This window comes from Actinophytocola sp., from assembly GCF_045807065.1.
GTDB lineage: Bacteria > Actinomycetota > Actinomycetes > Mycobacteriales > Pseudonocardiaceae > Actinophytocola.
In genome coordinates, this window is the sequence record NZ_JBJMIE010000559.1 from 1 (window position 1) to 21,825 (window position 21,825).

24 protein-coding genes are annotated in these 21,825 nt (G+C 73.3%); 9 read left to right on the forward strand and 15 right to left on the reverse strand.

The features are described 5' to 3' along the window. Window positions 1–2,190, forward strand: a 2,190-nt coding sequence (locus ACJ73U_RS32805) for a PEP-utilizing enzyme (protein ID WP_407781620.1), incomplete at its 5' end; no start/stop codon positions are given. Here ACJ73U_RS32805 and ACJ73U_RS32810 read toward each other — a convergent pair. Further along, on the reverse strand, window positions 2,159–2,467 hold the full coding sequence (locus ACJ73U_RS32810; RefSeq protein WP_407781621.1) for a hypothetical protein: 309 nt from the start codon (window positions 2,465–2,467) through the stop codon (window positions 2,159–2,161). The two genes, ACJ73U_RS32805 and ACJ73U_RS32810, sit on opposite strands and share 32 nt — an antisense overlap. Beyond that, a complete protein-coding gene (locus ACJ73U_RS32815; RefSeq protein WP_407781622.1) occupies window positions 2,455–3,012 on the reverse strand; it encodes a TetR/AcrR family transcriptional regulator in 558 nt (185 codons plus the stop codon). Before ACJ73U_RS32815 ends, ACJ73U_RS32810 begins: the two co-directional genes overlap by 13 nt. Before the next feature lie 56 nt (window positions 3,013–3,068). On the opposite strand from ACJ73U_RS32815, the gene ACJ73U_RS32820 reads away from it, so the two are divergent. After that, window positions 3,069–3,359: a hypothetical protein gene (locus ACJ73U_RS32820; protein ID WP_407781623.1), complete on the forward strand. Its 291-nt coding sequence runs from the start codon at window positions 3,069–3,071 to the stop codon at window positions 3,357–3,359. Window positions 3,360–3,439: 80 nt separating this feature from the next. On the opposite strand, the gene ACJ73U_RS32825 is transcribed toward ACJ73U_RS32820, so the two are convergent. The 6 genes from ACJ73U_RS32825 to ACJ73U_RS32850 form a co-directional block, all read right to left on the reverse strand. Further along, complete coding sequence (locus tag ACJ73U_RS32825; RefSeq protein ID WP_407781624.1) at window positions 3,440–4,834, reverse strand: ATP-binding protein; 1,395 nt, start codon at window positions 4,832–4,834, stop codon at window positions 3,440–3,442. Beyond that, window positions 4,831–5,508, reverse strand: coding sequence for a response regulator transcription factor (locus tag ACJ73U_RS32830; protein ID WP_407781625.1), 678 nt, complete (start codon window positions 5,506–5,508; stop codon window positions 4,831–4,833). The genes ACJ73U_RS32825 and ACJ73U_RS32830 overlap by 4 nt, the downstream gene beginning before the upstream one ends. Further along, a complete protein-coding gene (locus tag ACJ73U_RS32835; RefSeq protein ID WP_407781626.1) occupies window positions 5,505–6,470 on the reverse strand; it encodes a hypothetical protein in 966 nt (321 codons plus the stop codon). Before ACJ73U_RS32835 ends, ACJ73U_RS32830 begins: the two co-directional genes overlap by 4 nt. Next, window positions 6,470–7,237, reverse strand: coding sequence for an ABC transporter permease (locus ACJ73U_RS32840; RefSeq protein WP_407781627.1), 768 nt, complete (start codon window positions 7,235–7,237; stop codon window positions 6,470–6,472). The genes ACJ73U_RS32835 and ACJ73U_RS32840 overlap by 1 nt, the downstream gene beginning before the upstream one ends. Next, window positions 7,234–8,145, reverse strand: coding sequence for an ABC transporter ATP-binding protein (locus tag ACJ73U_RS32845; protein ID WP_407781628.1), 912 nt, complete (start codon window positions 8,143–8,145; stop codon window positions 7,234–7,236). Before ACJ73U_RS32845 ends, ACJ73U_RS32840 begins: the two co-directional genes overlap by 4 nt. Window positions 8,146–8,212: 67 nt before the next feature. Then, window positions 8,213–8,842, reverse strand: coding sequence for a histidine phosphatase family protein (locus ACJ73U_RS32850; RefSeq protein ID WP_407781629.1), 630 nt, complete (start codon window positions 8,840–8,842; stop codon window positions 8,213–8,215). 48 nt (window positions 8,843–8,890) lie between these two features. Between ACJ73U_RS32850 and ACJ73U_RS32855 the strand changes: the two genes are divergently transcribed. Beyond that, complete coding sequence (locus tag ACJ73U_RS32855; RefSeq protein WP_407781630.1) at window positions 8,891–9,205, forward strand: hypothetical protein; 315 nt, start codon at window positions 8,891–8,893, stop codon at window positions 9,203–9,205. 57 nt (window positions 9,206–9,262) lie between these two features. On the opposite strand, the gene ACJ73U_RS32860 is transcribed toward ACJ73U_RS32855, so the two are convergent. Continuing rightward, window positions 9,263–10,900: an ABC-F family ATP-binding cassette domain-containing protein gene (locus ACJ73U_RS32860; RefSeq protein WP_407781631.1), complete on the reverse strand. Its 1,638-nt coding sequence runs from the start codon at window positions 10,898–10,900 to the stop codon at window positions 9,263–9,265. A gap of 140 nt (window positions 10,901–11,040) precedes the next feature. Further along, window positions 11,041–12,207, reverse strand: a complete 1,167-nt coding sequence (locus ACJ73U_RS32865; protein WP_407781632.1) for an ROK family protein — start codon at window positions 12,205–12,207, stop codon at window positions 11,041–11,043. An 88-nt stretch (window positions 12,208–12,295) separates the two neighbouring features. On the opposite strand from ACJ73U_RS32865, the gene ACJ73U_RS32870 reads away from it, so the two are divergent. The 4 genes from ACJ73U_RS32870 to ACJ73U_RS32885 are packed head-to-tail and all read left to right on the forward strand — an operon-like array spanning window position 12,296 to window position 15,606. Beyond that, window positions 12,296–13,216 (forward strand): glutamate ABC transporter substrate-binding protein, encoded by a 921-nt coding sequence (locus ACJ73U_RS32870; RefSeq protein WP_407781633.1) that lies wholly within the window; start codon window positions 12,296–12,298, stop codon window positions 13,214–13,216. Then, window positions 13,216–13,860, forward strand: coding sequence for an amino acid ABC transporter permease (locus ACJ73U_RS32875; protein WP_407781634.1), 645 nt, complete (start codon window positions 13,216–13,218; stop codon window positions 13,858–13,860). The genes ACJ73U_RS32870 and ACJ73U_RS32875 overlap by 1 nt, the downstream gene beginning before the upstream one ends. Beyond that, window positions 13,857–14,651, forward strand: a complete 795-nt coding sequence (locus ACJ73U_RS32880) for an amino acid ABC transporter permease (RefSeq protein WP_407781635.1) — start codon at window positions 13,857–13,859, stop codon at window positions 14,649–14,651. The genes ACJ73U_RS32875 and ACJ73U_RS32880 overlap by 4 nt, the downstream gene beginning before the upstream one ends. Then, the gene (locus ACJ73U_RS32885; RefSeq protein WP_407781636.1) at window positions 14,644–15,606 is read left to right on the forward strand and encodes an asparaginase; all 963 of its coding nucleotides are present in this window, start codon (window positions 14,644–14,646) and stop codon (window positions 15,604–15,606) included. The genes ACJ73U_RS32880 and ACJ73U_RS32885 overlap by 8 nt, the downstream gene beginning before the upstream one ends. Before the next feature lie 34 nt (window positions 15,607–15,640). Here ACJ73U_RS32885 and ACJ73U_RS32890 read toward each other — a convergent pair whose 3' ends face one another. From ACJ73U_RS32890 to hrpB, 4 genes are all read right to left on the reverse strand, one after another. Further along, the gene (locus ACJ73U_RS32890) at window positions 15,641–16,000 is read right to left on the reverse strand and encodes a DUF1036 domain-containing protein (protein WP_407781637.1); all 360 of its coding nucleotides are present in this window, start codon (window positions 15,998–16,000) and stop codon (window positions 15,641–15,643) included. A 13-nt stretch (window positions 16,001–16,013) separates the two neighbouring features. Next, a complete protein-coding gene (locus ACJ73U_RS32895) occupies window positions 16,014–16,199 on the reverse strand; it encodes a hypothetical protein (RefSeq protein ID WP_407781638.1) in 186 nt (61 codons plus the stop codon). 19 nt (window positions 16,200–16,218) lie between these two features. Next, entirely contained in the window at window positions 16,219–16,443 is a 225-nt protein-coding gene (locus tag ACJ73U_RS32900) for a hypothetical protein (protein ID WP_407781639.1), read from the reverse strand. 245 nt (window positions 16,444–16,688) lie between these two features. After that, the gene (hrpB, locus tag ACJ73U_RS32905; RefSeq protein ID WP_407781640.1) at window positions 16,689–19,085 is read right to left on the reverse strand and encodes an ATP-dependent helicase HrpB; all 2,397 of its coding nucleotides are present in this window, start codon (window positions 19,083–19,085) and stop codon (window positions 16,689–16,691) included. Between the two features lie 28 nt (window positions 19,086–19,113). Between hrpB and ilvA the strand changes: the two genes are divergently transcribed. Together ilvA and ACJ73U_RS32915 are read left to right on the forward strand one after the other, a co-directional pair. Beyond that, the gene (gene ilvA, locus ACJ73U_RS32910) at window positions 19,114–20,343 is read left to right on the forward strand and encodes a threonine ammonia-lyase IlvA (protein ID WP_407781641.1); all 1,230 of its coding nucleotides are present in this window, start codon (window positions 19,114–19,116) and stop codon (window positions 20,341–20,343) included. Window positions 20,344–20,493: 150 nt separating this feature from the next. Then, a complete protein-coding gene (locus tag ACJ73U_RS32915; RefSeq protein ID WP_407781642.1) occupies window positions 20,494–21,240 on the forward strand; it encodes a 3-hydroxybutyrate dehydrogenase in 747 nt (248 codons plus the stop codon). Window positions 21,241–21,287: 47 nt separating this feature from the next. On the opposite strand, the gene ACJ73U_RS32920 is transcribed toward ACJ73U_RS32915, so the two are convergent. After that, on the reverse strand, window positions 21,288–21,825 hold a 538-nt coding region (locus ACJ73U_RS32920), incomplete at its 5' end, for an ABC transporter permease subunit (RefSeq protein ID WP_407781643.1).

Sequence of the window (21,825 nt, forward strand, 5' to 3'; positions counted from 1 at the left end):
GACGACCTCGTCCGCTTCCTGCTGTACGCCCTGACCTCCGACCGCACCGGGGTCGTGGCGCTCGCCGCGCAGGACATCGTCCTCGCCGGCGCCGCGCGGGAGGTGTTGCGCGGCGTCTCCACCCGCGGCATCCCGAGCTGGCCCGTCATGTCCACGTCGGAACGCCGCGGCACCGCGCGGGACTGGGGCTTCGAGTGCGGCTGGACGTCCGCGGAGGTGGTGACGGACCTGGCACGCGGCGCGCGCGGCCGGCAGCTCACCAGGGACGGCGCCGAGGAGGACCTGACCCGGCTGCCGATCCCGGCCGAGCCGCTGCCCCGCCGCCGGCCCCCGGCCGACGGCGCCTCGCTCGTGTCGGTCGCGCTGCCGAGCGTGGCGGTGGAGCTGGACGACCGGATCGACACGCGGTACCCGGTGTTCAGCATGCAACAGACCGCCGAGCTGTTCCCCTCGGGACTGACGCCGCTGTCGATCGACGTGCACACCGCCGGGCTGCGGGCGGCCGGGCGCACCCTGGCGCGGGTGGCGGGGGTGCCGGCGCCGGTCGCGGACGAGTGGGAGAGCCGGGGCCACGCGGTGTTCGGGCACCACCTGTACGCCGGGGTGTCCGCGGCCGCGGCGGCGCCGCTGCCCGGCTGGACGGAGAAGGCCGTCACCGACGCCCACCTCGGCCGGCGCGCGGACGTCGACCTGTTCCCCGAGGGGCGACCCGCGGTGCCGGGCGGCCCGAAGGGGCTCGCGACACGGTGGGCCGCCTGGTCCCGGTTCGCCAGGATCGCGCGCCGGTACCGGGCCGCCGTGCGGGACTTCACGGCCGCGGCCGACAATGAGCGCCTCGCGGACGGCTTCGAGACCCGGCCGGACGCGGAGCTGGCGGTGCGGGCGCGGCTGCTCGCCGACCGGCTGGCCGAGGGCTGGACGCTGACCCGGCTGGGCGAGCACTTCGCGCACGTGGCCGCGGGGCCGTTGCGCAGGCGCGCCAAGGGCGACGTCGACGCGCTCGGCCGGGGCGTCGACGTGGCGCACGAGCCGACGTTCCCGGCGGTCGCGGAGCTGGCCGAGCTGCTGCGGGCGGACGACGACCTGCGCGCGCTGGCGGAGTGGGGTGACCTCGGCCCGGTGCGGGAGAAGTCGGCCGAGTTCACGGCGGCCTTCGACAGGGCGCTGGCCCGGGTGGCCCACCGCGGTCCGAACGAGACGGAGCTGTCGGCCGCGCCGTTCGGGGAGCGGCCGGAGCTGCTGTTCCTGGCCGCGCTCAGCGCGTCCCGCAAACCCGCCGCCGCACAGGCGCCGACCGAAGCGCCGGCCACCGAGATCGTGCCGGTGCCCACCGAGCCGGCGGCCACCGAGCCGGCGTGGCCGACCGCGGTCGGCGAGCCCGAGTGGCCGGCCGAGGAACCGCTGGTGGAGTCCCAGGCGTCCACCGCGGAAGCGTCCACACAGGAGGCGTCCACACCGGAGAAGTCCACATCGGACGAGTCCACTTCGGAGGAGTCCGCCGTGGACAAGCCGGCCGCCGCGCCGCGCGCGAAGCGGAAGTTCGCCGAGAAGCTCGCCGTCGCCGGGCAGCGGCAGCGGGAGCTGGCCATCGACGCCACCATCCGCTACACCGGTGAGCTGCGCCGGCTGATCCGGGAGTGGGGCCGCCGGCAGGTGCACAACGGTCGCCTCGTGGAGGTCGACGACGCCTTCTACCTCACGCTCGACGAGCTGCTCGGCATGCCGGGCGACGTGCTGACACGGGTGGAGCGCCGCCGCGCCGACGCCGAACGGCTGGCCGGGGTGCGCATGCCGGCGGTGATCAGCGGGTCGTGGCGACCCGAGGTCGTCGACTACCCGACCCCGGAAGGCAAGCAGCTGCACGGGATCGGCGTGTCGGCCGGGGTGGTGGAGGGCCCCGTCCGCGTGCTGTCCGACGACAGGGCCGACGTCGAACCGGGTGACGTGGTGGTCCTGCGTGCCGCGGACGTCGGGCACGCGGCACTGCTCGGCGCCGCCGCCGCGATCGTCACCGACCTCGGCGGCCCGCTGTGCCGGGCGGCGGTCGTGGCGCGGGAGCTGGGCGTGCCGTGCGTGACCGGCACCCGCGACGCCACCGCACGCCTCGCGGCCGGCACGACCGTGCGGGTCGACGGCGCCACCGGTGACGTCACCGTGCTCACCCCCGCGTCGACGTCGGTTCGCGCGTAGCCCTGCCGAAGGCGCCCGGGCCGGCGTGGAACAGCCCGATCAGCAGCACGCCGACGCTGACGGAGGCGAACGCCGCGGCCGGGTGGCTCGGCAGGTCCGCCCACCACAGGCACAGCGCCGCGACGACCAGCGCGGCCCAGCCGCCGACGAGGTTGGTGACCGGCCCACTGCCGAGGACGTTCGGGTAGCTCTGCCGGGTGATACCGCGGATGAAGTGCGGGAGTGCGTTGCCGCCGACCAGGCCGCCCAGGAAGCCGAGCAGGATCACGTGCCACACGGAGGTTCCTCCAGCTGGGGGAGCAGGACGGTGTCGACGAGCTTGGCGAGGAACTCGTCGTCGAGCGGCTCGCCGGTGACGAGCAGCCGGGAGAGCAGGGCGGCGGAGGTCAGCTCGGCGAGCCACGCGTGGTCGGCGTCCGGCAGCAACGCGGCGAACGCGTGGTGCTTCTCTGACAGGACGGCCTGCCGCACGGTCCGCGCCAGCTCGGCGTCGTGCCGCATGGCGCCGAGCAGGCCGAGGATGAGCGCGGCGTCCTGGCCCAGCAGGCTGCTACACAGGTCGTCGAGCAGGGTCAGCAGGTCGGCGCGGAGGTCACCGGATCTCCTGCGCGGCTCGGGCGTGGTGCCCGCGTACCGGCGCACGGCCGTCGCGACCAGCTCGGCCTTGCCGGCCCACCGCCGGTACACGGTGGCCTTGCTGGCCTTCGCCCGCTCGGCGACCGCCTCGACGGACATCCGGTCGTAGCCGACCTCGCCGAGCAACGCCATCGCCGCGAGGAGGATGGCCTCCTCGCGGACCTCGCTGCGTGCCCGTGCCGCCATCAACGAAACGGTAGCGTTTCGAAATGTCGGTGGCAAGACGGGGCTATGGTCGTGCCATGAGCGCAGCCGAGGACGAGCCGGTGGTCGACGCCGAGATCGTCGAGGAGAGCAAGGACCTGACCACCGCGCCGCCCGTGGTGCCGGCCGGGGACTACACCGAGGCGGGGGTGCCGACCTTCGACTACGTGCGCGACCGGATCGAGAACCGCGTCGCCACCGGCATCGGCACCCAGGAGCTGGCCGGCGCGACCCCGGAGGGCAAGTCCGTCGAGGACCAGTTCGAGGCGCGGAAGAAGGCGGGCCAGGACAGACTGGAGGCGATCCGCCGCGCGATGCGGGACAAGTAGTCCGTCCACGGCCGCGGAGGCGCGCCGTCGCGGCCGCGGGAGAAGACTCCACCCCGCACGCGGATCGACCACCGAACCAGTCAGGCCGTCGACAGCCGGAGCCGGAAGGTCGCGCCCTCGCCCGGTGCCGTGTCCAGCTCGACCGTGCCGCCGTGGGCGGTGACCAGCGACCACACGATCGCGAGGCCGAGACCCGCGCCGCCGGCCCCGTCCCGGGCCCGGGAGGTGTCCGCGCGGTAGAAGCGTTCGAACACCAGCCGGGCCTGGTCGGCGGGCAGGCCCGGGCCGGTGTCGGCGATCTCCAGCACCGCCTCGCCATCGGCGGTGCCGACGCCCACCCGTACCGCGCTGCCGGCCGGGGTGTGCGCGATCGCGTTGCCCACCAGGTTGCTGACCACCTGCCGCAGCCGGGACTCGTCGCCGACGACCGGTGCCGGTGCGGGGTCCGGCGCCGCGCCTGGCCCGGTCAGCCGCACGGGTCGGGTCGGGTCGAGGGCGCGCAGGTCGTGGAGCGCGTCCGCGGCGAGGGTGCGCAGGTCCATCGGCGCGCGGCGCAGCTCCAGTCCCCGCCCGTCCAGCTGCGCCAGCAACAACAGGTCGTCCACCAGACCGGTCAACCGCAGCGACTCCCGTTCGATGCGGTCCATCGTCGCCTCGATCTCGGCCCCGCCCATGCGGTAGAGCTGGGTGAAGCCGCTGATGCCCGCCAGGGGAGTGCGCAGCTCGTGGCTCGCGTCGGCCACGAACCGGCGCAGCCGTTCCTCGGACCGGGCCCGTGCGGAGACCGCCTTCTCGATCTGCGTGAGCATCCCGTTGAGTGCCGCGGTCAACCGGCCGACCTCGGTCGCCGGGGACATCGTGAACGGCACGCGCCGCGACAGGTCGCCACCCGCGATGGCCGCCGCCGTCTCCTCGATGCGGCGCAACGGACGCAACCCGGCCCGCACCCAGAACCAGCCGGCGGCGGCGAGCACGACCAGCAACCCGGCGCCGACCAGCACGCACAGCAGCAGCACCTGGTTCATCGCCTCGTCCACCTGCGACAGTGAGCCGGCGACGACCACGCTCCCGTCGCCGGACCGCGCCGGCAGCGCGAGCACCCGCCAGCCGGGCACCTCGAACGCCGCGCCGCCCCGTGCCCGCACCGAGTCGTGGTCCAGCCGGGGCAGTTCGGGCACCGCGTCGCCGTGCAGGGACAGCGTGGGCCGCCCGTCCGCGTCGAGGTAGGCGACGTAGAAGTCCTCGATCCGCGTCGACGGCGTCCGCCCGGCCGGCTGGTCCGCGGCCAGCCCGGCCAGGAGCGGCTGGGGCAGGATCGCCAGCACGCCCGCCCCGACGGTCACCTGCAGGTCCACCCGGTCCACCAGTGGCTTGCGCAGCGCGACCAGCACCACCGCGTCGCTCGCGACCATGCCGGCGGTCAGCAGGGTCAGTGCGACGAGCAGGACCCGCGCCCGCAGCGACAGCCGCCTCACCGCGGCCTGCGCAGCACGTAGCCGACGCCGCGGACGGTGTGGATCAGCCTGGGTTCCCGGTTGTCGACCTTGCGCCGCAGGTAGCTGATGTACGACTCGACGATGCTGGCGTCGCCGCCGAAGTCGTAGCGCCACACGTGGTGCAGGATCCGCCCCCGCTCGAGCACCCGGTCGGCGTTCTCCATGAGGAACCGCAGCAGCGTGAACTCGGTGGGGGACAGGGTGATCGCCGTGCCGCCCCGGGTGACGAGCCGGGCCGCCGGGTCCAGCTCGAGGTCGCCGGCGACGAGCACCTCGCGCGCGGCGCCCGCGGTCCGCCGCAGGATGGCGCGAATGCGGGCGATCAGCTCCTCGAGCCGGAACGGCTTGGTCACGTAGTCGTCGCCGCCCGCGGTCAGTCCGGTCACCTTGTCCTCGCCGGCGTCGCGTGCGGTGAGGAACAGCACCGGCACCTGCTGACCCCCGCCGCGCAGCCGGCGCAGCACCTCGAACCCGTCGAGGTCGGGCAGCATGACGTCGAGCACGACCAGGTCGGGCGGTCGGCCGGCGGCGATCCGCAGCGCCTCGGCCCCGCTCGCGGTGGTGGACACCGCGAACCCGGCGAAGCGCAGGCTCGCCGCCAGCAGCTCCCGCAGCGTCGGGTCGTCCTCCACCACGAGCAGGCAGTCACTCATGTGCGCTGACGATGCCAGTACCGGACGCCCTGGACGAGCAGGCCCGCCGCCGCCCCCGCCAGCAGCCCGCCGCCGGCGGCGTCGAGCACGTTCCCGCTGACGCCCAGGTCGATGTCGAAGAACCCCGCGTGGAAGGCCACGTGCGCGCCGCCGAGCACCGCCATGGCGCCGAAGCACAGCGCGGTGACCCACGGCGCGTGCCAGCCGGCGAACACCGCGATGAGCACGGCGATGGCAGCGCTCACCACGACGAGCGGCCAGACGGGCGCGGCGATCGGACCGAGCCCCCCGGTGTCCACAGTGGGCAGTGGCAGGTTCGGGCCACGCACCGTCCACGGGGTGCCGAGTCCTCTGGTCAACGCGATGCACAGCAGGTTGGGCGCCGCGAGCACCATCGTGCCGAGCACCCGAGCGCCGCCGGCGACGGACGCGAGTGCGCCGACGACCGACGCGAGTCCCGCGGCGCCCAGCAGGACCGTGACCACTTGGCGGACCTTCGGCTGCCACCACAGGGCGACCCGGATGCCGAGCACGACGGCGAGCCACAGCAGACCGCCGAGGACGGTCGGCCAGAACCGGACCTCGAGCCGCCCGGCGGGCAGGAACGGCAACACGACGAGCCCGGCGGTGAACACGGCCGCCGCGCCGGCGACGCGGTGCCAGGACGTGAGCGGGACGGCCAGCAGCACGGCGCCGACGAGCGAGACTCCCAGCGGCAGCACGGAGATCGAGCCGCTGACCGCCACCGGGCCCATGCCCTCGGTGATCCCGGCGGAACCGCCGACGGCGAGTGCCACGGCGGCGGGCGTGGCCGCGGCGCCGAACCCGGCGAGCGCCGCCCCCAGCAAACCCCAGCCGGCCATCCCGAGCCAGGCGGCGAGACCCGCCGCGACGCCGACGAGCACGTCGCGCCGCGTCGCCGGTGCCGGCGCGGTGACCGCGGTGACCCGGTGCCCGGCCATCACGCGTCCTTCGTGCGCAGCACCAGGTACCCGCCCGCGCCCACCAGGGCCACGGACCCGCACAGCACCCCGAACCCCGCCCACGGGGTGAGCGCGCCGTCCACCGGCACGACCGTGACGATCTGCTCGCCGGCCGCCGTCGGCCAGTAGGTGTTCACCCAGTCCCGCCACCCGTCCGGCAGTGCCTGCGCGACCGCCCGCACGAGCAGTGTGATCGCTACCAACGTGCCGATCGCACCCGCCGTCGACCGGAGTGCCGTGCCCAGGCCGAGGCCGAGCAGGCCCAGCGCCGCGAGGTACAGGCCGCCGCCGATGACCGCGCGGACCACCTCCGGCGGCCCGAGCGTCGCGTGCGGGACGCCCTGGCCGGCGAAGATCGCCTGCCCGAGGAAGAACGACGTGAAGCCGATGAGCTGGCCGAGCAGCACGGCGGCCAGCGTGAACACCCCGGCCTTCGCCGCGAGGAGCCGGCCGCGCCGCGGCACCGCGAGCAGGCTGGGCTGGATCGAGCCGGTCGCGTACTCGGCGGTGATCACCAGCACGCCGAGCACGCCGATCGCGAGCTGCGCGACGGTGATGGCGGTCAGGCTTGCCGCGGTCGGATCCCACGCGGCGCGCTCGGCGGCGGACAGGCGGGCGTAGCCGCGGGCCTGCCCCGAGGCGGCCAGCGCGCCGACGGACAGCGCGAGGACGGCGGTGACCGCCGTGGTCAGCCAGGTCGAGCGCAGGCTGCGGAACTTCGTCCACTCGGAACGCAGGGTGTTCACGCGCCCACCCCGTACTCGACGGCGTCGGCGGTGAGCGCCATGAACACGTCCTCGAGTGAGCCGCGCCGCGGGGTCAGCTCGGACAGCGCGATCCCGTCGGCGGCGGCGAGCTTGCCGACCTCGGCGGCCGTCAGCCCGTGGACCAGCAGCGCGTCGTCCTCGGTGTCGAGTTGGGCGCCGGCCCGCCGCAGCAGCCGCGCGAGCCCGTCCTGTTCGCCGGCGCGGACCAGCACGGTCTCGGTGCCGTGCCGGTGGAGGAACTCCTCGACGCTCGCGTCGGCCAGCAACCGGCCGCGCCCGATGACCAGCAGGTGCTGGGCGGTGAGCGCCATCTCGCTCATGAGGTGGCTCGACACCAGCACGGTCCGCCCCTCCTCGGCGAGGCCGCGCATGAGGGTCCGGATCCAGCGGATGCCCTCCGGGTCGAGACCGTTGACGGGCTCGTCGAACATCAGCACCGGCGGATCCCCGAGCAACGCCGCCGCGATGCCGAGCCGCTGGCTCATGCCGAGCGAGAACGTGCCCGCCCGCCGGCCGGCGACGCCGGCCAACCCGACGATCCCGAGCACCTCGTCGACGCGTCCGCGGGGGATCCCGGCGGTCTCCGCGAGCGCGCGCAGGTGGTTGGCGGCGCTGCGGCCGGGGTGGACCGCGCGGGCGTCGAGCAGCGCGCCGACCGTGTGCAGCGGCCGCGGCAGGTCGGCGTAGCGCCGTCCCGCGACGGTGACGGTGCCCGCCGTCGGCGCGTCGAGCCCGAGGACGAGCCGCATGGTGGTGGACTTGCCGGCCCCGTTCGGCCCGAGGAAGCCGGTGACCCGCCCCGGCTGGACGGTGAACGTGAGCCCGTCGACGGCGAGCTGGTCGCCGTAGCGTTTGGTGAGGCCGACTGCCTCGATCGTGTCGCTCATGGCGCAAGGCTGTCGCCGCGAGGTGACGGGTTCCTGGGAACGCACACCTCTTCCTCGGCGAACGCCGTCACGTTCCCAGGAAACTCCCAGGATCCACACCGAGGGCGACGGCTGGCGGCGCGCCGGCCGGGAACCGCAGCCCGACGACGGTGCCGTTGTCGATGACCAGGCCGGTGGCGAAGCGGTGGAACGCACGCATGTCCAGCGGGTCGGCGGTGAGCAGCGTCCAGGCCACCGCCCGGATGAACGTCCCGTGCGTGAACACCGCGACCGGGCCGGTCGGTTGCCGTGCGAGACGGTCGAGGCAGTGGCGAGCCCGGTCGAGGAGAGCGGCGAACGACTCGGCGCCCCCCAGCGACAGGTGCGGATCGGCCCGGTCCCAGTAGTCGAGGACGTAGGGCTGGCGTTCCTCGCTGGTGCTGAGCCGGTCGTGGAACATGCCGAGGTAGCTGAACTCCTGGACCGGCCACTCCTCGCGCGGGACGTCCGGGAACCGGTCGGCCAGGGGCTCGGCGGTCCGGACCGCCCGCACGTAGGGCGAGTGGACGATCAGCGCGGGCGCCTCGGGGAACGCGCCGGCGAGCCGGTCGGCCTGCGCCCGGCCGCGAGCGGTGAGCGGGCTCACGCCGGGGTCGCCGGACGCGGCACCGGCGTTGGTCTCGCTCTCGCCGTGCCGGATCAGCCAGACCCGCAGCACAGGGCAAGCCTACCGAGTTTGTCGGTGCCCCTGGCTACCGTGCCGATCATGACCATGGTGATGGAACTGGCCAGCTTCAGGATCCACGAGGACGCCGAGGACAAGCTGCTGGCCGAGCGCCCGGCGATGATCCAGGCCCTGCGCCGGCGGTTCCCCGCCTGCCTTGCCGCGTTCCTGACCAGGCAGGACGACGGCGGCTGGCTGGACGTGCTCCTGTGGCGCGGCCGAGCCGAGGCGCAGGAGGCCGCGGAGCTGGTGGACACCGTGCCGGAGGCCCGGGAGTGGTTCCGCCACATCGCCGAGTCCGGCGGCCTGCGGCACGTGACGGTGAAGGACTCGTGGGTCGGCGATGCGCTGGGCTAGCGGCGGGACCCCCTCTTCGAGCGCCGCCAGGCGGAGGTGAGGGACTGTGGGGGTGGGTTAGCGGTCGGTCACCCTGCCGTTCACCACGTCCAGGTGGCGGTTCGTGTGCACGGCGGCCAGCATGCGGCGGTCATGGGTCACGAGCAGCAGGGTGCCCGGGTAGTTCGCCAGGGCCGACTCCAGCTGCTCGATCGCCGGGAGGTCCAGGTGGTTCGTCGGCTCGTCGAGTACGAGGAGGTTCACCCCGCGGGCCTGTAGCAGTGCCAGTGCCGCCCGGGTGCGTTCGCCGGGGGAGAGGCTGTCCTCCGGCCTGCGCACGTGCGCCGCCGTCAGGCCGAACTTCGCGAGCAGCGTGCGCAGCTCCGTCGGCGGCACGTCGGGAAGTTGCGCCTCGAACGCCGCCAGCAGCGTCTCCTGCCCGGTGAACAGCGCCCGGGCCTGGTCGACCTCGCCCACCCGCACGCCCGGCCCGAGCGCAGACGTCCCCGCCGCCAGCTCCGCGCGGCCCAGCAACGCGGCCAGCAGCGTCGACTTGCCCGCGCCGTTCGCGCCGGTGATGGCGACCTTGTCCGCCCAGTCGATCTGCAGGTCGACCGGGCCCAGGGTGAACGACCCGTGCCGCACCACCGCGCCGCGCAGCACCGCGACCACCGCGCCCGCCCTGGGTGCGGCGGCGATCTCCATCCGCAGCTCCCACTCCTTGCGCGGCTCCTCGACGGCGTCCAGCCGCTCGATCATCCGGTCCGTCTGCCGTGCCTTGGCGGCCTGCTTCTCGGTGGCCTCGACGCGCTTGTTGCGGCCGATCTTGTCGTTGTCGGGCGCCTTGCGCCGCGCGTTGCGCACGCCCTTGTCCATCCACGCCCGCTGCGTCCGCGCCCGCAGCTGCAGCCCGGCCTTCGTGTCGGCGTACTCGTCGTACCGCTCCCGCGCGTGCCGGCGGGCCACCTCCCGCTCGGCCAGGTAGGCCTCGTAGCCGCCGCCGTAGGTGTTGACCTGCTGTTGGTGCAGGTCCAGCTCGACCACCTCGGTCACCGTGCGCGCCAGGAACTCGCGGTCGTGGCTCACCACGACGGTGCCCGCGCGCAGGCCGGTCACGAACGCCTCCAGCCGCGCCAACCCGTCGAGGTCCAGGTCGTTCGTCGGCTCGTCGAGCAGGAACACGTCGTACCGCGACAGCAGCAGCGACGCCATGCCGGCGCGGGCAGCCTGCCCGCCGGACAGGGACGTCATGTGCGCGTCGAGGTCGACGGTCAGCCCGAGGTCGGTCACCACCTCGGCGACGCGCTCGTCCAGGTCGGCCCCGCCGAGCGCGAGCCAGCGCTCGAGCGCGACCGTGTAGGTCTCGTCGGCGCCCGGTTTCTCCTCGGCCAGCGCGGCCGTCGCCTCGTCCATCGCCGCCTGGGCGGCGGTCACGCCGGTGCGGCGCCCGAGGAACGCCCGCACGGTCTCACCCGGCCGGCGGTCCGGCTCCTGCGGCAGGTAACCCACGTTCGCCGTCGGCGGGTTGAGCCGCACGCTGCCCTCGTCCGGCGCGGCGACCCCGCCGAGGATCCGCAGCAGCGTCGACTTCCCGGCCCCGTTCACGCCGACCAGGCCCACCACGTCGCCCGGCGCCACGACGAGGTCCAAGCCGGAGAACAGCACGCGTTCCCCGAATCCTGCGGCCAGCCCCTTGGCGACCAATGTTGCGCTCACCGCAGGAGAGCCTAGACACGACGACACCCCGCGGTGCTGCCAGGTCGGGGGTCCGCCAGCACCGCGGGGTCACCTGTGTCATCGCCGCACCGGAGTGCGGCGTTACCGCCGCTGTCCAAGATCGTTGTGGCGTGCGCCACTCATGATCCGTTCTCGATCGTCTCGTTGACGCGCTCGGGGGCCAGCAGGTGTTCGACCATGAGTCGCGCGCCGCCCCGGATGCCCGCCCGGTGTCCCGTTCGACTGGCGCGGACCTGCAGGTTCTCCGTCGCCATCGGTAGGCAGCGCTCGAACACCGCCGCCCGCACGCTGGCGACGAACGGCTCCGCGCGGCTCAGCTGGCCGCCGATCACCAGCGTGTCCGGGTTGAAGAAGTTGACGACCGTCGCGATCAGCTCGCCGGTCGCCCGGCCCGCCTCCCGCAGCAGTCGGGTGGCCGCGGGGTCGGCGTCCACGGCGAGCGCGACCACGTCGCCGGGACTGCGCACCCCCGCGCCGGCCGCGGTGAGGTCACGGACGAGCGCGGCGCCACTCGCCACCGCGTCCAGGCAGCCGTTGCGCCCGCAGGAGCACTGCACGTCCGCGCGGCCGGGCACCGGCAGGTGGCTGATGTCGCCGGCCGCGCCGGCCGCGCCGCGGTGCGGCCGGCCGGACGCGATCACGCCGCACCCGATGCCGGTGCCCGCCTTCAGGTACACCATGTGCTCGACCGGGTCGGCGGCGTGCTCGCCGAGCGCCGCCAGGTTCGCGTCGTTGTCGGCGAGCACCGGCACCCCGGGGCCGCGACCAATCATCCGCTGTCGCACGTCCACCCCGTGCCAGCCCGGCATCCGGGACGGTGACACCACCCTGCCGGTTCTGGCGTCCACCGGACCGGGGAGGCCGAGGGTGATGCCCCGCAGCCGCCGGGGCGGGTTGGACTGGTGCCCGACCAGCTCGGTGACCCAGTCGAGCACGCTGTCCGGGCCTTCCTCGATCCGCACGGGCACGCTCTGGTGCTCCTCGATCAGCCGCCCGCTCATGTCGAACTGCCCCATCGTGGCGTGGTGGCTGCCGAGGTCGACCGCGATCACCTCGCCGTAGTCCGGCCGCAGCACGATGTGCCGGGGACGGCGCCCGCCCTGGGACAGCCCGTCGTCGCGCTCCTGCACGTAGCCGTGGTCGATCAGCGCCTGGACGCGCAGCCCGGCCGTCGACGCGGACACCCCGAGGAGCTTCGCGAGCGTGGCGCGCGAGGACACCACGCCGGACCGGATGAGCTGCAGCACGGCGCCGGGGGAGTCAGGAGCGACGCGGTGGCTGGTCATAGGCGCACCTTGCTTCGATTTTCACTTGACTTACTTCGATTCTCGCACATATCGTTTCGACGATCGAACAAAGGTGGAGGAAAGTCGAATGAAGGGTCGTGCGTTGCTGGCTGTCGCCGGCGCTCTGGCCGTGGTGCTCGCGGGCTGCGGGAGCGGGGGTGACTCGGCGGTGCCACCGCAGGGCGGTGCCACCAGCAGTCCCGACCTGCTGAAGAACGCGCCGGTCGCCGCCGCGGCCGCGATCCTGCCCGGCTCGACCATGGAACGGATCAAGCAGCGGGGCAAGCTGGTCGTGGCCGAGGCGCTCGACGCGCCCCTGCTGTCCCAGCAGAACCCGAGCAACCCCGACGAGGTGACGGGCTTCGACGCCGACCTGGCCAAGCTGCTGGCGGTGTACATCCTGGGCAAGCCGGCGGTCGAGATCGTGCCGCCCGCCACGGAGACCCGCGAGGCGCTGCTCGCCAACGGCACGGTCGACGTCGTGTTCAACACCTACACGATCACCGAGGAACGGGCCCAGCAGGTCTCCTTCGCGGGTCCGTACTTCGAGTCCGGTCTGGCCGTGGCCGTGAAGTCCGGCAACACCGACATCAAGGGCATCGACGACCTCGGCGGCAAGAAGGTGATCGTCGGCGCCAACACCCCGGCCGTCACCGAGGTGCCGAAGAAGCAGCCGTCGGCGGAGGTCGTCACGTTCGGCACCGACCCGCAGGCGGTGACCGCGCTGCTGCAGGGCCGGGGCGACGCCTACGTCCAGGACCTCACCATCCTGGCGAGTGACGCGAAGGCCAACCCGCAGCTCACCGTGGTCGGCAACCCGTTCACCAAGGAGCCGTACGGCATCGGTCTCAAGCACGGGGACGACGAGTTCAAAAAGTTCGTCAACGACTGGCTGAAGAAGATCCAGGACGGCGGCCAGTGGGCGGCGGCCTGGAAGAACTCGCTCGGCACGGTCGTCGACTCCGCGCCGCCGACCCCGCCCGCGATCGGGTCGGCACCCGGCTCCTGATGCAGGCGCTGCTCGCCGACCTCGGCCCACTGCTGGCCGGCCTGCTGACCACGCTGTGGATGGCGGCCCTGTCGGCGGTCGGCGCGCTGGTCCTCGGCGTGGTCGTGACGGCGATGCGGGTGAGCCCGATCCCGGTGCTGCGGGGCGTCGCCTTCGCGTACGTGCAGCTGTTCCTGAACGTGCCGCTGCTCGCGCTGTTGGTGCTGTTCGTGTTCGCGCTGCCGGACGCCGGCCTGCTGATGCCGCTGCCGATGACGGCGGTGGTCGTGCTGGTGGTCTACGAGGCCGCGTACGTGGCGGAGGCGGTGCGCAGCGGGGTGAACACCGTGGCGCTGGGCCAGGCGGAGGCGGCGCGGGCACTCGGGCTGACGTTCCGTCAGACGCTGGGCTCGGTGATCCTGCCGCAGGCACTGCGCGCGGTGGTGCAACCGGTCGGCAACGTGATGATCGCCCTGGTCATGAACACGTCCCTGTTCGCGGCCGTGGGCATCGTCGAGCTGACCGCGGCCGCCAACAAGACCAACCTGGTCCACGCCCGGCCGATCCCGATCTTCGTGGGTGCGGGCCTGGCGTACATGGCACTGGCCCTGCTGATCGGCCTCGGCACCGGCTGGCTCGAACGAAGGGTGGCGATCGTGCGGTGAGCGTGCTCTACGACGTGCCGGGCCCGCGCAGCCGCCGCCGGATCCTCGTCTGGTCGGTGGTCAGCGCGCTCGTGCTGGCCGGCCTGCTCGGGGTGGGGCTGTGGCAGTTCGCGCGGCACGGCCAGCTCGACGCCGCGAAGTGGGCGCCGTTCACGCAGTGGCCGATCTGGCGGTACCTGCTCGTCGGACTGTTGGGCACCCTCGAGGCCGCGGCGTATGTGAGCGTGCTCAGCGCGATCGCCGGGGTGTTCCTCGCGCTGGGCCGGCTCTCCGGTGTGCGGCCGGTGCGCTGGCTGGCCACCGGCTACATCGAGATCGCCCGCACGCTGCCCGTGCTGCTGATGATCTACGTGACGTTGTTCGCGCTCCCCGGTGTCGGCGTCAACCTGCCGCTGCTGTGGAAGCTGGCGCTCCCGCTGACGGTGGCGAACGCGGCGGCCTTCGCGGAGATCTTCCGCGCCGGCATCCTGAGCCTGCCCCGCGGTCAGTCGGAGGCGGCGCTGTCGCTGGGCATGACCGGGGCGCAGTCGATGCGGTACGTCGTGCTGCCGCAGGCGGTCCGGCACGTGACGCCGTCCCTGGTGAGCCAGCTCGTGAGCCTGCTGAAGGACACGTCGCTGGGCTATGTCGTGGCGTTCACCGAGTTGCTGTACCGCGCGCAGGTCCTGTCGGCGTACAACCACCTGCTGGTGCCGACGTTCCTGGTCGTGACGTTCATCTACCTGGTGTGCAACGGTTCCCTGTCGTTCGTGGCGCACCGGTTGCGCCGGTCGGAGAAGGCGCATGGCTGAGCTGGCGGTGGTGACGCGGTCGGGTTTCGTGGAGAGCCGCCACTTCGGCACGCTCGTGGCGCTGGCGGCCGACGGCTCGGTGGCGGTCTCCCTGGGCCGCCCACACGCGACGATCCTGCCACGGTCGACGACGAAACCGTGGCAGGCCGCGGGTTGCCGGGCCGCGGGCCTGACCCTGTCGACGGCCGGCACCGCGCTGTCGGCCGGCAGCCACACCGGCGAGGACCGCCACGTCGAGGAGGTCCGCGCGATCCTGGCGGAGGCCGGCCTGTCCGTGGCGGACCTCCGTTGCGTGGCCGCCTGGCCAGAGGACGAGCCCACCCGCCAGCGGCTCGTCCGCGAGGGCGCGGGCCCGAGCCGCGAACGGATGAACTGCTCCGGCAAACACGCGGCCATGCTGGCATGCAGTGTCTATAATGGATGGTCTATAGAGGACTACCTGTCTCCGGACCACCCGGTGCAGAAGGCGATCCGCACGCGCCTGGAGGCCGCGGCCGGCCCGGCGGAACACGTGGCGGTGGACGGCTGCGGCGCCCCCGTCTTCTCGACGACGGTGCTGGGCCTGGCGCGCGCGGCACGGTCGCTGGTGCTCGCCCCACCGGGCTCCCCGGAACACGCGGTGGCGGCAGCGATGCGCGCGGAACCCGAGTACGTGGGCGGCAGGGGTCACCAGAACAGCGACGTCATGCGCCTGGTCCCGGGCACGGTCTGCAAGGGCGGTGCGGAAGGCGTCCTGATGGCGGCGAGCGCCACCGGCGAGGCGGTCGCGATGAAGGTGACCGACGGCAGCCCCCGCGCCACGACGGTTCTCGCGCTCGCCGTGCTGGGCGCCCTGGGCGTGGACGTCTCCGCGGCGGAGGGCTTGCGCCAGGCGGAAGCCCAGGTCCTGGGTGGCGGAAAACCGGTGGGGGAGATCAGGGTGAGCGACGAGGTCCGATCCGCGCTGGACGGGTGACCGCCGCGGCGTTCGGTCCCCGTCCAACGTGACGTCATTGCACCTCGTGTCCGTACATCCACACCCAGTTGGGACCAGAGCCTCGAGCATCGAGTTCGTGCATGCGAACTGTTCGAGATGTCGTGTCCGCGACATGTTCACACCATTGGAACGCGTGCGTCGGAACTGTCTCCGGAAAATCCCCTACCCATTGAGTGCCGTCCGCGGAATGAACGTAGGCATACCAGAAAGGGTTGACGGCATTGTGATCGCCGGGCCAGACGATTGCGGTCTGCTGGGGTTCGATCCTCCACCATCCCTTCTTTTCCCAGTCGCCCCCGTCGGGGCAGTTCGGGTGAAACCACTCGATCGTCGCCCAAATAGTTGTTCTGAAGTTGTTGTAGACAGTGATCATCCGTGAACACCTCCTACTTGGGCTGCGCTCGCCGACGGGCGACCTTCCCTGCCACTTCGCCGCTGTGCGGAGAGGTCGTCGGTGCGAGGTAGTGGGTCCTGCTCTCGCCGACCGAGGGCGTCGGGTTCAACGCGAGCTCCAGGTACGTCTCCTCGGTGCTGGTCGTTGGCTGCTCCGGTGGCATCGGACTGTTGCTCATGGCACCTGCTACCCCATCGTCAGTGAAGATCGTAGGTCCACACCTGGCCGTTGTCGCGGATGTTGAACACGATCGTGCCCGCCTGCGAAAGCGGAGGAGAGTTCGCGAACGCGATGGCCGCCGGTACGTCCGCCCACAGGTTGCCATGCCATTCGGTGGACTGAGTGCCGATTTGGGTCTTGATCTCGGCGGCCTCGTCCGCTGAGCGGGCAACCTGGTCGTCCGCATTGACACTGTCATTCATGACTTGCTCCTCGATGTTTGTTGGATGGTGGATTGTTCATCCTCCACCGTTGGTGCATGTGGTGCAACACCGTAAGCGCCGAACGCAGTACACCATCTGCCCATTCGGGCGATTGATCGAATTATGTTCGCAGCTCACAGGTCGATGATGTTGTCGGAGACCGACTGTTACGTCTGCCCGAGTGGGTAGAATTGTCGAGAACCGCGGATCACGTGTGCGCACGGCCCGGTCGCGTCGCGGAACGGTCAGTGGCGGCGGGTGGTGCGGGCCGTCGGGGTGGCGGTCAGCGGGTCCTCCGGCCACGGGTGTTTCGGGTACCGGCCGCGGAGTTCGGCGCGGACCTGGCGGTAGCCGTCGCGCCAGAAGGTCTCGAGGTCGCTCGTCACCGCTACCGGGTGACCGGCCGGGGAGAGCAGGTGCAGGAGTACCGGCACTCGACCGTCGGCGATCGTCGGGGTCCTCGTCCAGCCGAAGGTCTCCTGCAGTTTCACCGGTAGGACCGGCTCGTCGGCCGAGTAGTCCACGCGGATCCGGGCGCCCGACGGGACTTCCAGGCGGTCCGGTGCCAGCTCGTCGAGGCGGGCCGCCGCCGGCCACGGCAGCAGCAGGGACAGCGCCGCGTGGACGTCGGTCCTCGCCAGGTCGGCTCGGCGGCGGGCCTTCGCCAGCGATGGGCCCAGCCACCTCGGCACCGCGTCGAGCAGTGCCTCGTCGGACATGTCCGGCCACGGGGGACCCAGGACCCGGTGCAGCAGTGCCAGGCGGCGGCGCAGGCGGGTGGCGGCGTCGGTCCAGGTCAGCAGACCCAGACCAGCGCCGCGCAGGCCCTCGGTCAGTGCGGCGAGCACCCGGGCGGGATCCGGGTTCGCCAGTGGGCGCTCCCGCAGGACTATGGCGCCCAGGCGGCGGACGTGGCGCGCCACCACGTCGCCGTCGAGCCAGGCGATCTCGTCCGCCTCGGACAGCAGCGCGGGCGCGGCCCGTTCCGCCAGCGCCTGGTCCGCGCGGGCCGCCAGCCGGATCTTGCCCTGCGCGCGGCCCGGCTGCCGGTCCGCGCTCGCGACCGCCAGCCACTCGCCCGCGTCCGCCAGCTCCGCGGCCGTGCCGCCCGCCATCAGGTACACCGGCGCGCCCGGGGAACGCCGCCGTGCCAACCGTTCCGGGTACGCCAGCGCCACCACCAGCGCCGGGTCCGGTGTCCCCGGTGGCCGACCGGGCACCAGTGCGGCCAGCCTCCGGACCTCGCGTGCCCACCGCGAGGACCCCTCGGCCCGGAGGCGGCGCAGGGTGTCCTCCACGGACGTGCTCGTGGCCAGGGTGTCGTCGTCCAGCAGGGCGACCACCTCGGCCGCGGCCGTCGCGCCGACGGCCCGTGCGCCGTCGAGCAGGGCCCTGGCCAGCCTCGGGTGGAGCCCCACGCCGGCGATCTCGCGGCCGCGGCCGGTCACCGCGCCCGTCGCGTCGAGCGCGCCCAGGGCGGTGAGCACCGCGCGGCCGGCCGTGAGCGCACCCGGTGGCGGCGGATCCCACCAGTCCAGGCCGGTGCCGTCCGGCGTGCCCCAGCACGCCAGCTCCAGCGCGAGCCGCGTCAGGTCCGCCGTGCGGATCTCCGGTTCCGGCTGCGCGGGCAGCGTCGCGTGCTCGTGCTCCGGCCAGCACCGGTACACCCGGCCTGGTGCCTCCCGGCCTGCCCGGCCCGCGCGCTGCTCGGCCACCGACGCCGACACCCGGGTCGTGACCAGGCCCGACAGCCCGCGCCGGTGGTCCATCCGGGGCACCCGCGCCAGCCCGGAGTCGACCACCGCGCGGACGCCCGGCACGGTCAGGCTGGACTCGGCCACCGCGGTGGCGAGCACGACCCGGCGCCGGTCGCCCGGGCGCAGCGCCGCGTCCTGCCGTGCCGCCGGCAGCCGGCCGTGGAGCGGCACCACCTCGACCTCGTCGCGGATCAGGCTCGACACCCGGGCGATCTCCCCGGCACCGGGCAGGAACACCAGCACGTCACCGTCCGACTCGGACAGCGCGAGGTGGACGGTGCGGGCGACGTGGTGCTCGATCCGCTCGCCCCGCGCCGGCGGGTGGTAGGTGACGGTGACCGGGTAGGTGCGGACGTGTGCCTCGATGACCGGGGTGTCCGCGCCGAGGAGCGCCGCGATCCGGTCGGTGGCGACGGTCGCCGAGGTGGCGAGCAGCCGCAGGTCCGGCCGCAGGCCCGCCCGCGCGTCGAGGATGAGCGCCAACAACAGGTCCGCGTCGAGGTGGCGCTCGTGGATCTCGTCGAGCACGACCGCGGCCACGTCCGGCAGGCCCGGGTCGTGTTGCAGCCGCCGCACGAGCAGGCCCGTGGTGACGACCTCGATCCTGGTGTCCTTCGACGTCCTGCGGTCACCGCGCACCGCGTAGCCGACCGTGCGGCCGACCGGTTCGCCCAGCAGCGCCGCCATCCGGGTGGCCGCCGCCCGCGCCGCGAGCCGCCGCGGCTCGGCGACCACGACCCGCCCTGTGAGCGCCAACGGCACGATCGTCGTCTTGCCGGTGCCGGGTGGCGCGACCAGGACGGCGGTCCCGTGCCGGTCCAGGGCGGCGGTCACGTCGTCGAGGACCGCGCGCACCGGCAGGTCGGGCAGGTCGGCGGGAAGCACGCACCCGAGTCTAGGTAGGGTCCGACCGGTGGTTTCCAAGGTGGACGTCGCACTGGCGGCGGAGCGGTTCGCGGGGGTGATCCCGCCGAGCCCGCTGCAGCGCAACGAGCGGCTCTCCGCGCGGCACGACCTGGACGTATGGCTCAAGCGTGAGGACCTGAACGCGGTCCGGTCCTACAAGGGCCGCGGCGCGTTCAACTTCGTGAGCGTTCTCGGCCAGGCGGACCGCGAGCGCGGCGTGGTCTGCGCGAGCGCCGGCAACCACGGGCAGGGTGTCGCGTTCGCGTGCGCGTCGCTCGGGGTGCGGGCGCGGGTGTACCTGCCGCGCACGACCCCGCGCCAGAAGCGTGACCGGGTGGCCGCGCTCGGCGGCCGGCACGTCGAGATCGTCGTCGAGGGGGACACCTACGACGAGGCGGCGCTCGCGGCGACCGCGTACGCCGCCTCGACCGGCAGCACCCTCATCCCGGCCTTCGACGATCCGCGGACGATCGCCGGACAGGGCACCGTGGTGGCCGAGATCGTGACCCAGCTGGGCCGGGTGCCGGACGCGCTGGTCGTGCCGGTGGGTGGCGGCGGCCTGCTCGCCGGCACGCTCGCCTGGCTGGAGTCGGGCACGCACGTGATCGGCGCGGAGCCCGCCGGCGCGGCGAGCATGGCCCACGCGCTGGCCGCCGGCGGACCGGCGCCGCTGGCCGAGCTGGACCCGTTCGTGGACGGCGCCGCGGTCCGCCAGGTGGGCACGCACACCCACGCGCTCGCCGCCGAGCACCGGCCCCGGCTGGTCGCCGTGCCGGAGGGCCAGGTCTGCGTGGAGATCCTGGACCTGTACCAGTCCGACGGGATCATCAGCGAGCCCGCCGGTGCGCTCGCCCCGGCCTCGCTCGGCATGCTCGACCTGCCGCCCGGCGCCACGGCCGTGTGCGTCCTGTCCGGCGGCAACAACGACGTGAGCCGCTACGCGGAGATCGTCGAACGGGCGCTGATCTTCGAAGGCCGCAAGCACTACTTCCTGGTCGAGTTCCCACAGGAACCGGGCGCCCTGCGCCGCTTCCTGGACGACGTCCTCGGCCCGGACGACGACATCACCCTGTTCGAGTACGTCAAGCGCAACAACCGCGAGACCGGACCCGCGCTGGTCGGCATCGAACTGGGCGCGCCGGAGAACCTCGCGGCCATGCTCAAGCGCATGCGGGCCGCACCGCACCGCATCGAACCCGTCCCCCCGGACAGCCCGCTGTTCTCGTTCCTGGTCTAGCGCGGGGCCGGGCGGTCGCCACCGCACGGGCGCCGTCCTCGCCGAGCGGGATCGGGCAGTGGTTGGTGTCCGCACCGTCGTCAGGGGCGCCGTGCCGGTGACCGGAGCAGCGGTGGAACGGGCGCGGCGCCGGGCGTAACTTCAGCGGGTATGGGCGAACTGGCAGGGCGGCGTGCGTTTGTGACCGGGGCGGCCGGCGGGATCGGCCGGGCCTGTGCCGAGCGGCTCGCGGCGGCGGGGGCGGCCGTCGTCGCCGTCGACCGGGACGCCGACGCGCTCGCGGCGCTCACCGGCGAGGTCGAGGTCGAGCCCGTGGTCGTGGACCTCGCCGATCTCGATGCCGTCGACCGGCTCGACCTGGCCGTCGACATCGTCGTGAACAACGCCGGGTTGCAGCACGTCGCGCCCGTCGAGGAGTTCCCGCCGGAGCGGTTCTCCCACCTGCTGCGGGTGATGCTGGAGGCGCCGTTCCGGATCGTGCGCGGGGCGCTGCCGCACATGTACGGCCAAGGCTGGGGCCGGATCGTCAACATCTCCAGCGTGCACGGGTTGGTCGCCTCGCCGTACAAGTCCGCGTACGTCGCGGCCAAGCACGGGCTCGAAGGGCTGTCGAAGGTCATCGCGCTGGAGGGCGCCGAGCACGGGGTCACCTCGAACTGCGTCAACCCCTCCTACGTCAACACCCCCCTCGTCGCGAACCAGGTCGACGCGCAGGCGAAGACGCTCGGCATCGACGCCGACCGGGTCCTCGACGAGGTCATGCTCTCACCCGCCGCGGTGAAGCGCCTGATCGAACCGCACGAGGTCGCCGACCTCGTCACCTTCCTGTGCGGGAACTCGGCCGCGGCGATCACGGGCTCGTCCATGAAGATCGACGGCGGCTGGACGGCGCGTTAGTTCCGCCGCGGGATCCCGGGCACACCCGTTGATCCCGCGGCGGTGGGCTAGACGGGAGTGGCCGCGGCGCTCAGGCGCGGGCGAAGTGGCCGGCGGTGCACGATCAACCGTTGCAAGGCGATGAACACCAGTAGCAGCACGCCGATGACGATCTTCGTCCACCAGGAGCTGAGCGTGCCCTGGAACGAGATGAGCGTCTGGACCGTGCCGAGGACGAGCACGCCGAACACCGAGCCGACCACGTAGCCGACGCCGCCCGCGAGGAGCGTGCCGCCGACGACCACCGCCGCGATGGCGTCCAGCTCCATGCCGACCGCGTGCAGGCTGTAGCCCGACAGCATGTAGAACCCGAACAGCAGGCCACCCAGCGCCGAGCAGAAGCCGCTGATCACGTACACACCGACCTTCACCCGGCCGGTCCGCAGCCCCATGAGCGTGGCGGACGACTCGCTGCCGCCGATCGCGTAGACCGTGCGGCCGAAGCGCGTCCGGGCCAGCACCCAGGCCGCGACCGCCACGGCGAGCAGCGCGACGACCACCGTCGGGGTGATCGCGTAGCCGCCCGGCAGGGTGATCTGCTTGGCC

Bases quoted from the DNA above. Each gene is read 5' to 3' on its own strand.
- ACJ73U_RS32900 (WP_407781639.1), bottom strand. From the start codon at position 16,443: ATGAATGACAGTGTCAATGCGGACGACCAGGTTGCCCGCTCAGCGGAC.
- ACJ73U_RS32835 (WP_407781626.1), bottom strand. From the start codon at position 6,470: ATGGCCGGGCACCGGGTCACCGCGGTCACCGCGCCGGCACCGGCGACG.
- ACJ73U_RS32845 (WP_407781628.1), bottom strand. From the start codon at position 8,145: ATGAGCGACACGATCGAGGCAGTCGGCCTCACCAAACGCTACGGCGAC.
- ACJ73U_RS32885 (WP_407781636.1), top strand. From the start codon at position 14,644: ATGGCTGAGCTGGCGGTGGTGACGCGGTCGGGTTTCGTGGAGAGCCGC.
- ACJ73U_RS32855 (WP_407781630.1), top strand. From the start codon at position 8,891: ATGACCATGGTGATGGAACTGGCCAGCTTCAGGATCCACGAGGACGCC.
- ACJ73U_RS32820 (WP_407781623.1), top strand. From the start codon at position 3,069: ATGAGCGCAGCCGAGGACGAGCCGGTGGTCGACGCCGAGATCGTCGAG.
- ACJ73U_RS32815 (WP_407781622.1), bottom strand. From the start codon at position 3,012: ATGGCGGCACGGGCACGCAGCGAGGTCCGCGAGGAGGCCATCCTCCTC.
- ACJ73U_RS32865 (WP_407781632.1), bottom strand. From the start codon at position 12,207: ATGACCAGCCACCGCGTCGCTCCTGACTCCCCCGGCGCCGTGCTGCAG.
- ACJ73U_RS32870 (WP_407781633.1), top strand. From the start codon at position 12,296: ATGAAGGGTCGTGCGTTGCTGGCTGTCGCCGGCGCTCTGGCCGTGGTG.
- ACJ73U_RS32895 (WP_407781638.1), bottom strand. From the start codon at position 16,199: ATGAGCAACAGTCCGATGCCACCGGAGCAGCCAACGACCAGCACCGAG.
- ACJ73U_RS32875 (WP_407781634.1), top strand. From the start codon at position 13,216: ATGCAGGCGCTGCTCGCCGACCTCGGCCCACTGCTGGCCGGCCTGCTG.
- ACJ73U_RS32915 (WP_407781642.1), top strand. From the start codon at position 20,494: ATGGGCGAACTGGCAGGGCGGCGTGCGTTTGTGACCGGGGCGGCCGGC.
- ACJ73U_RS32830 (WP_407781625.1), bottom strand. From the start codon at position 5,508: ATGAGTGACTGCCTGCTCGTGGTGGAGGACGACCCGACGCTGCGGGAG.
- ACJ73U_RS32890 (WP_407781637.1), bottom strand. From the start codon at position 16,000: ATGATCACTGTCTACAACAACTTCAGAACAACTATTTGGGCGACGATC.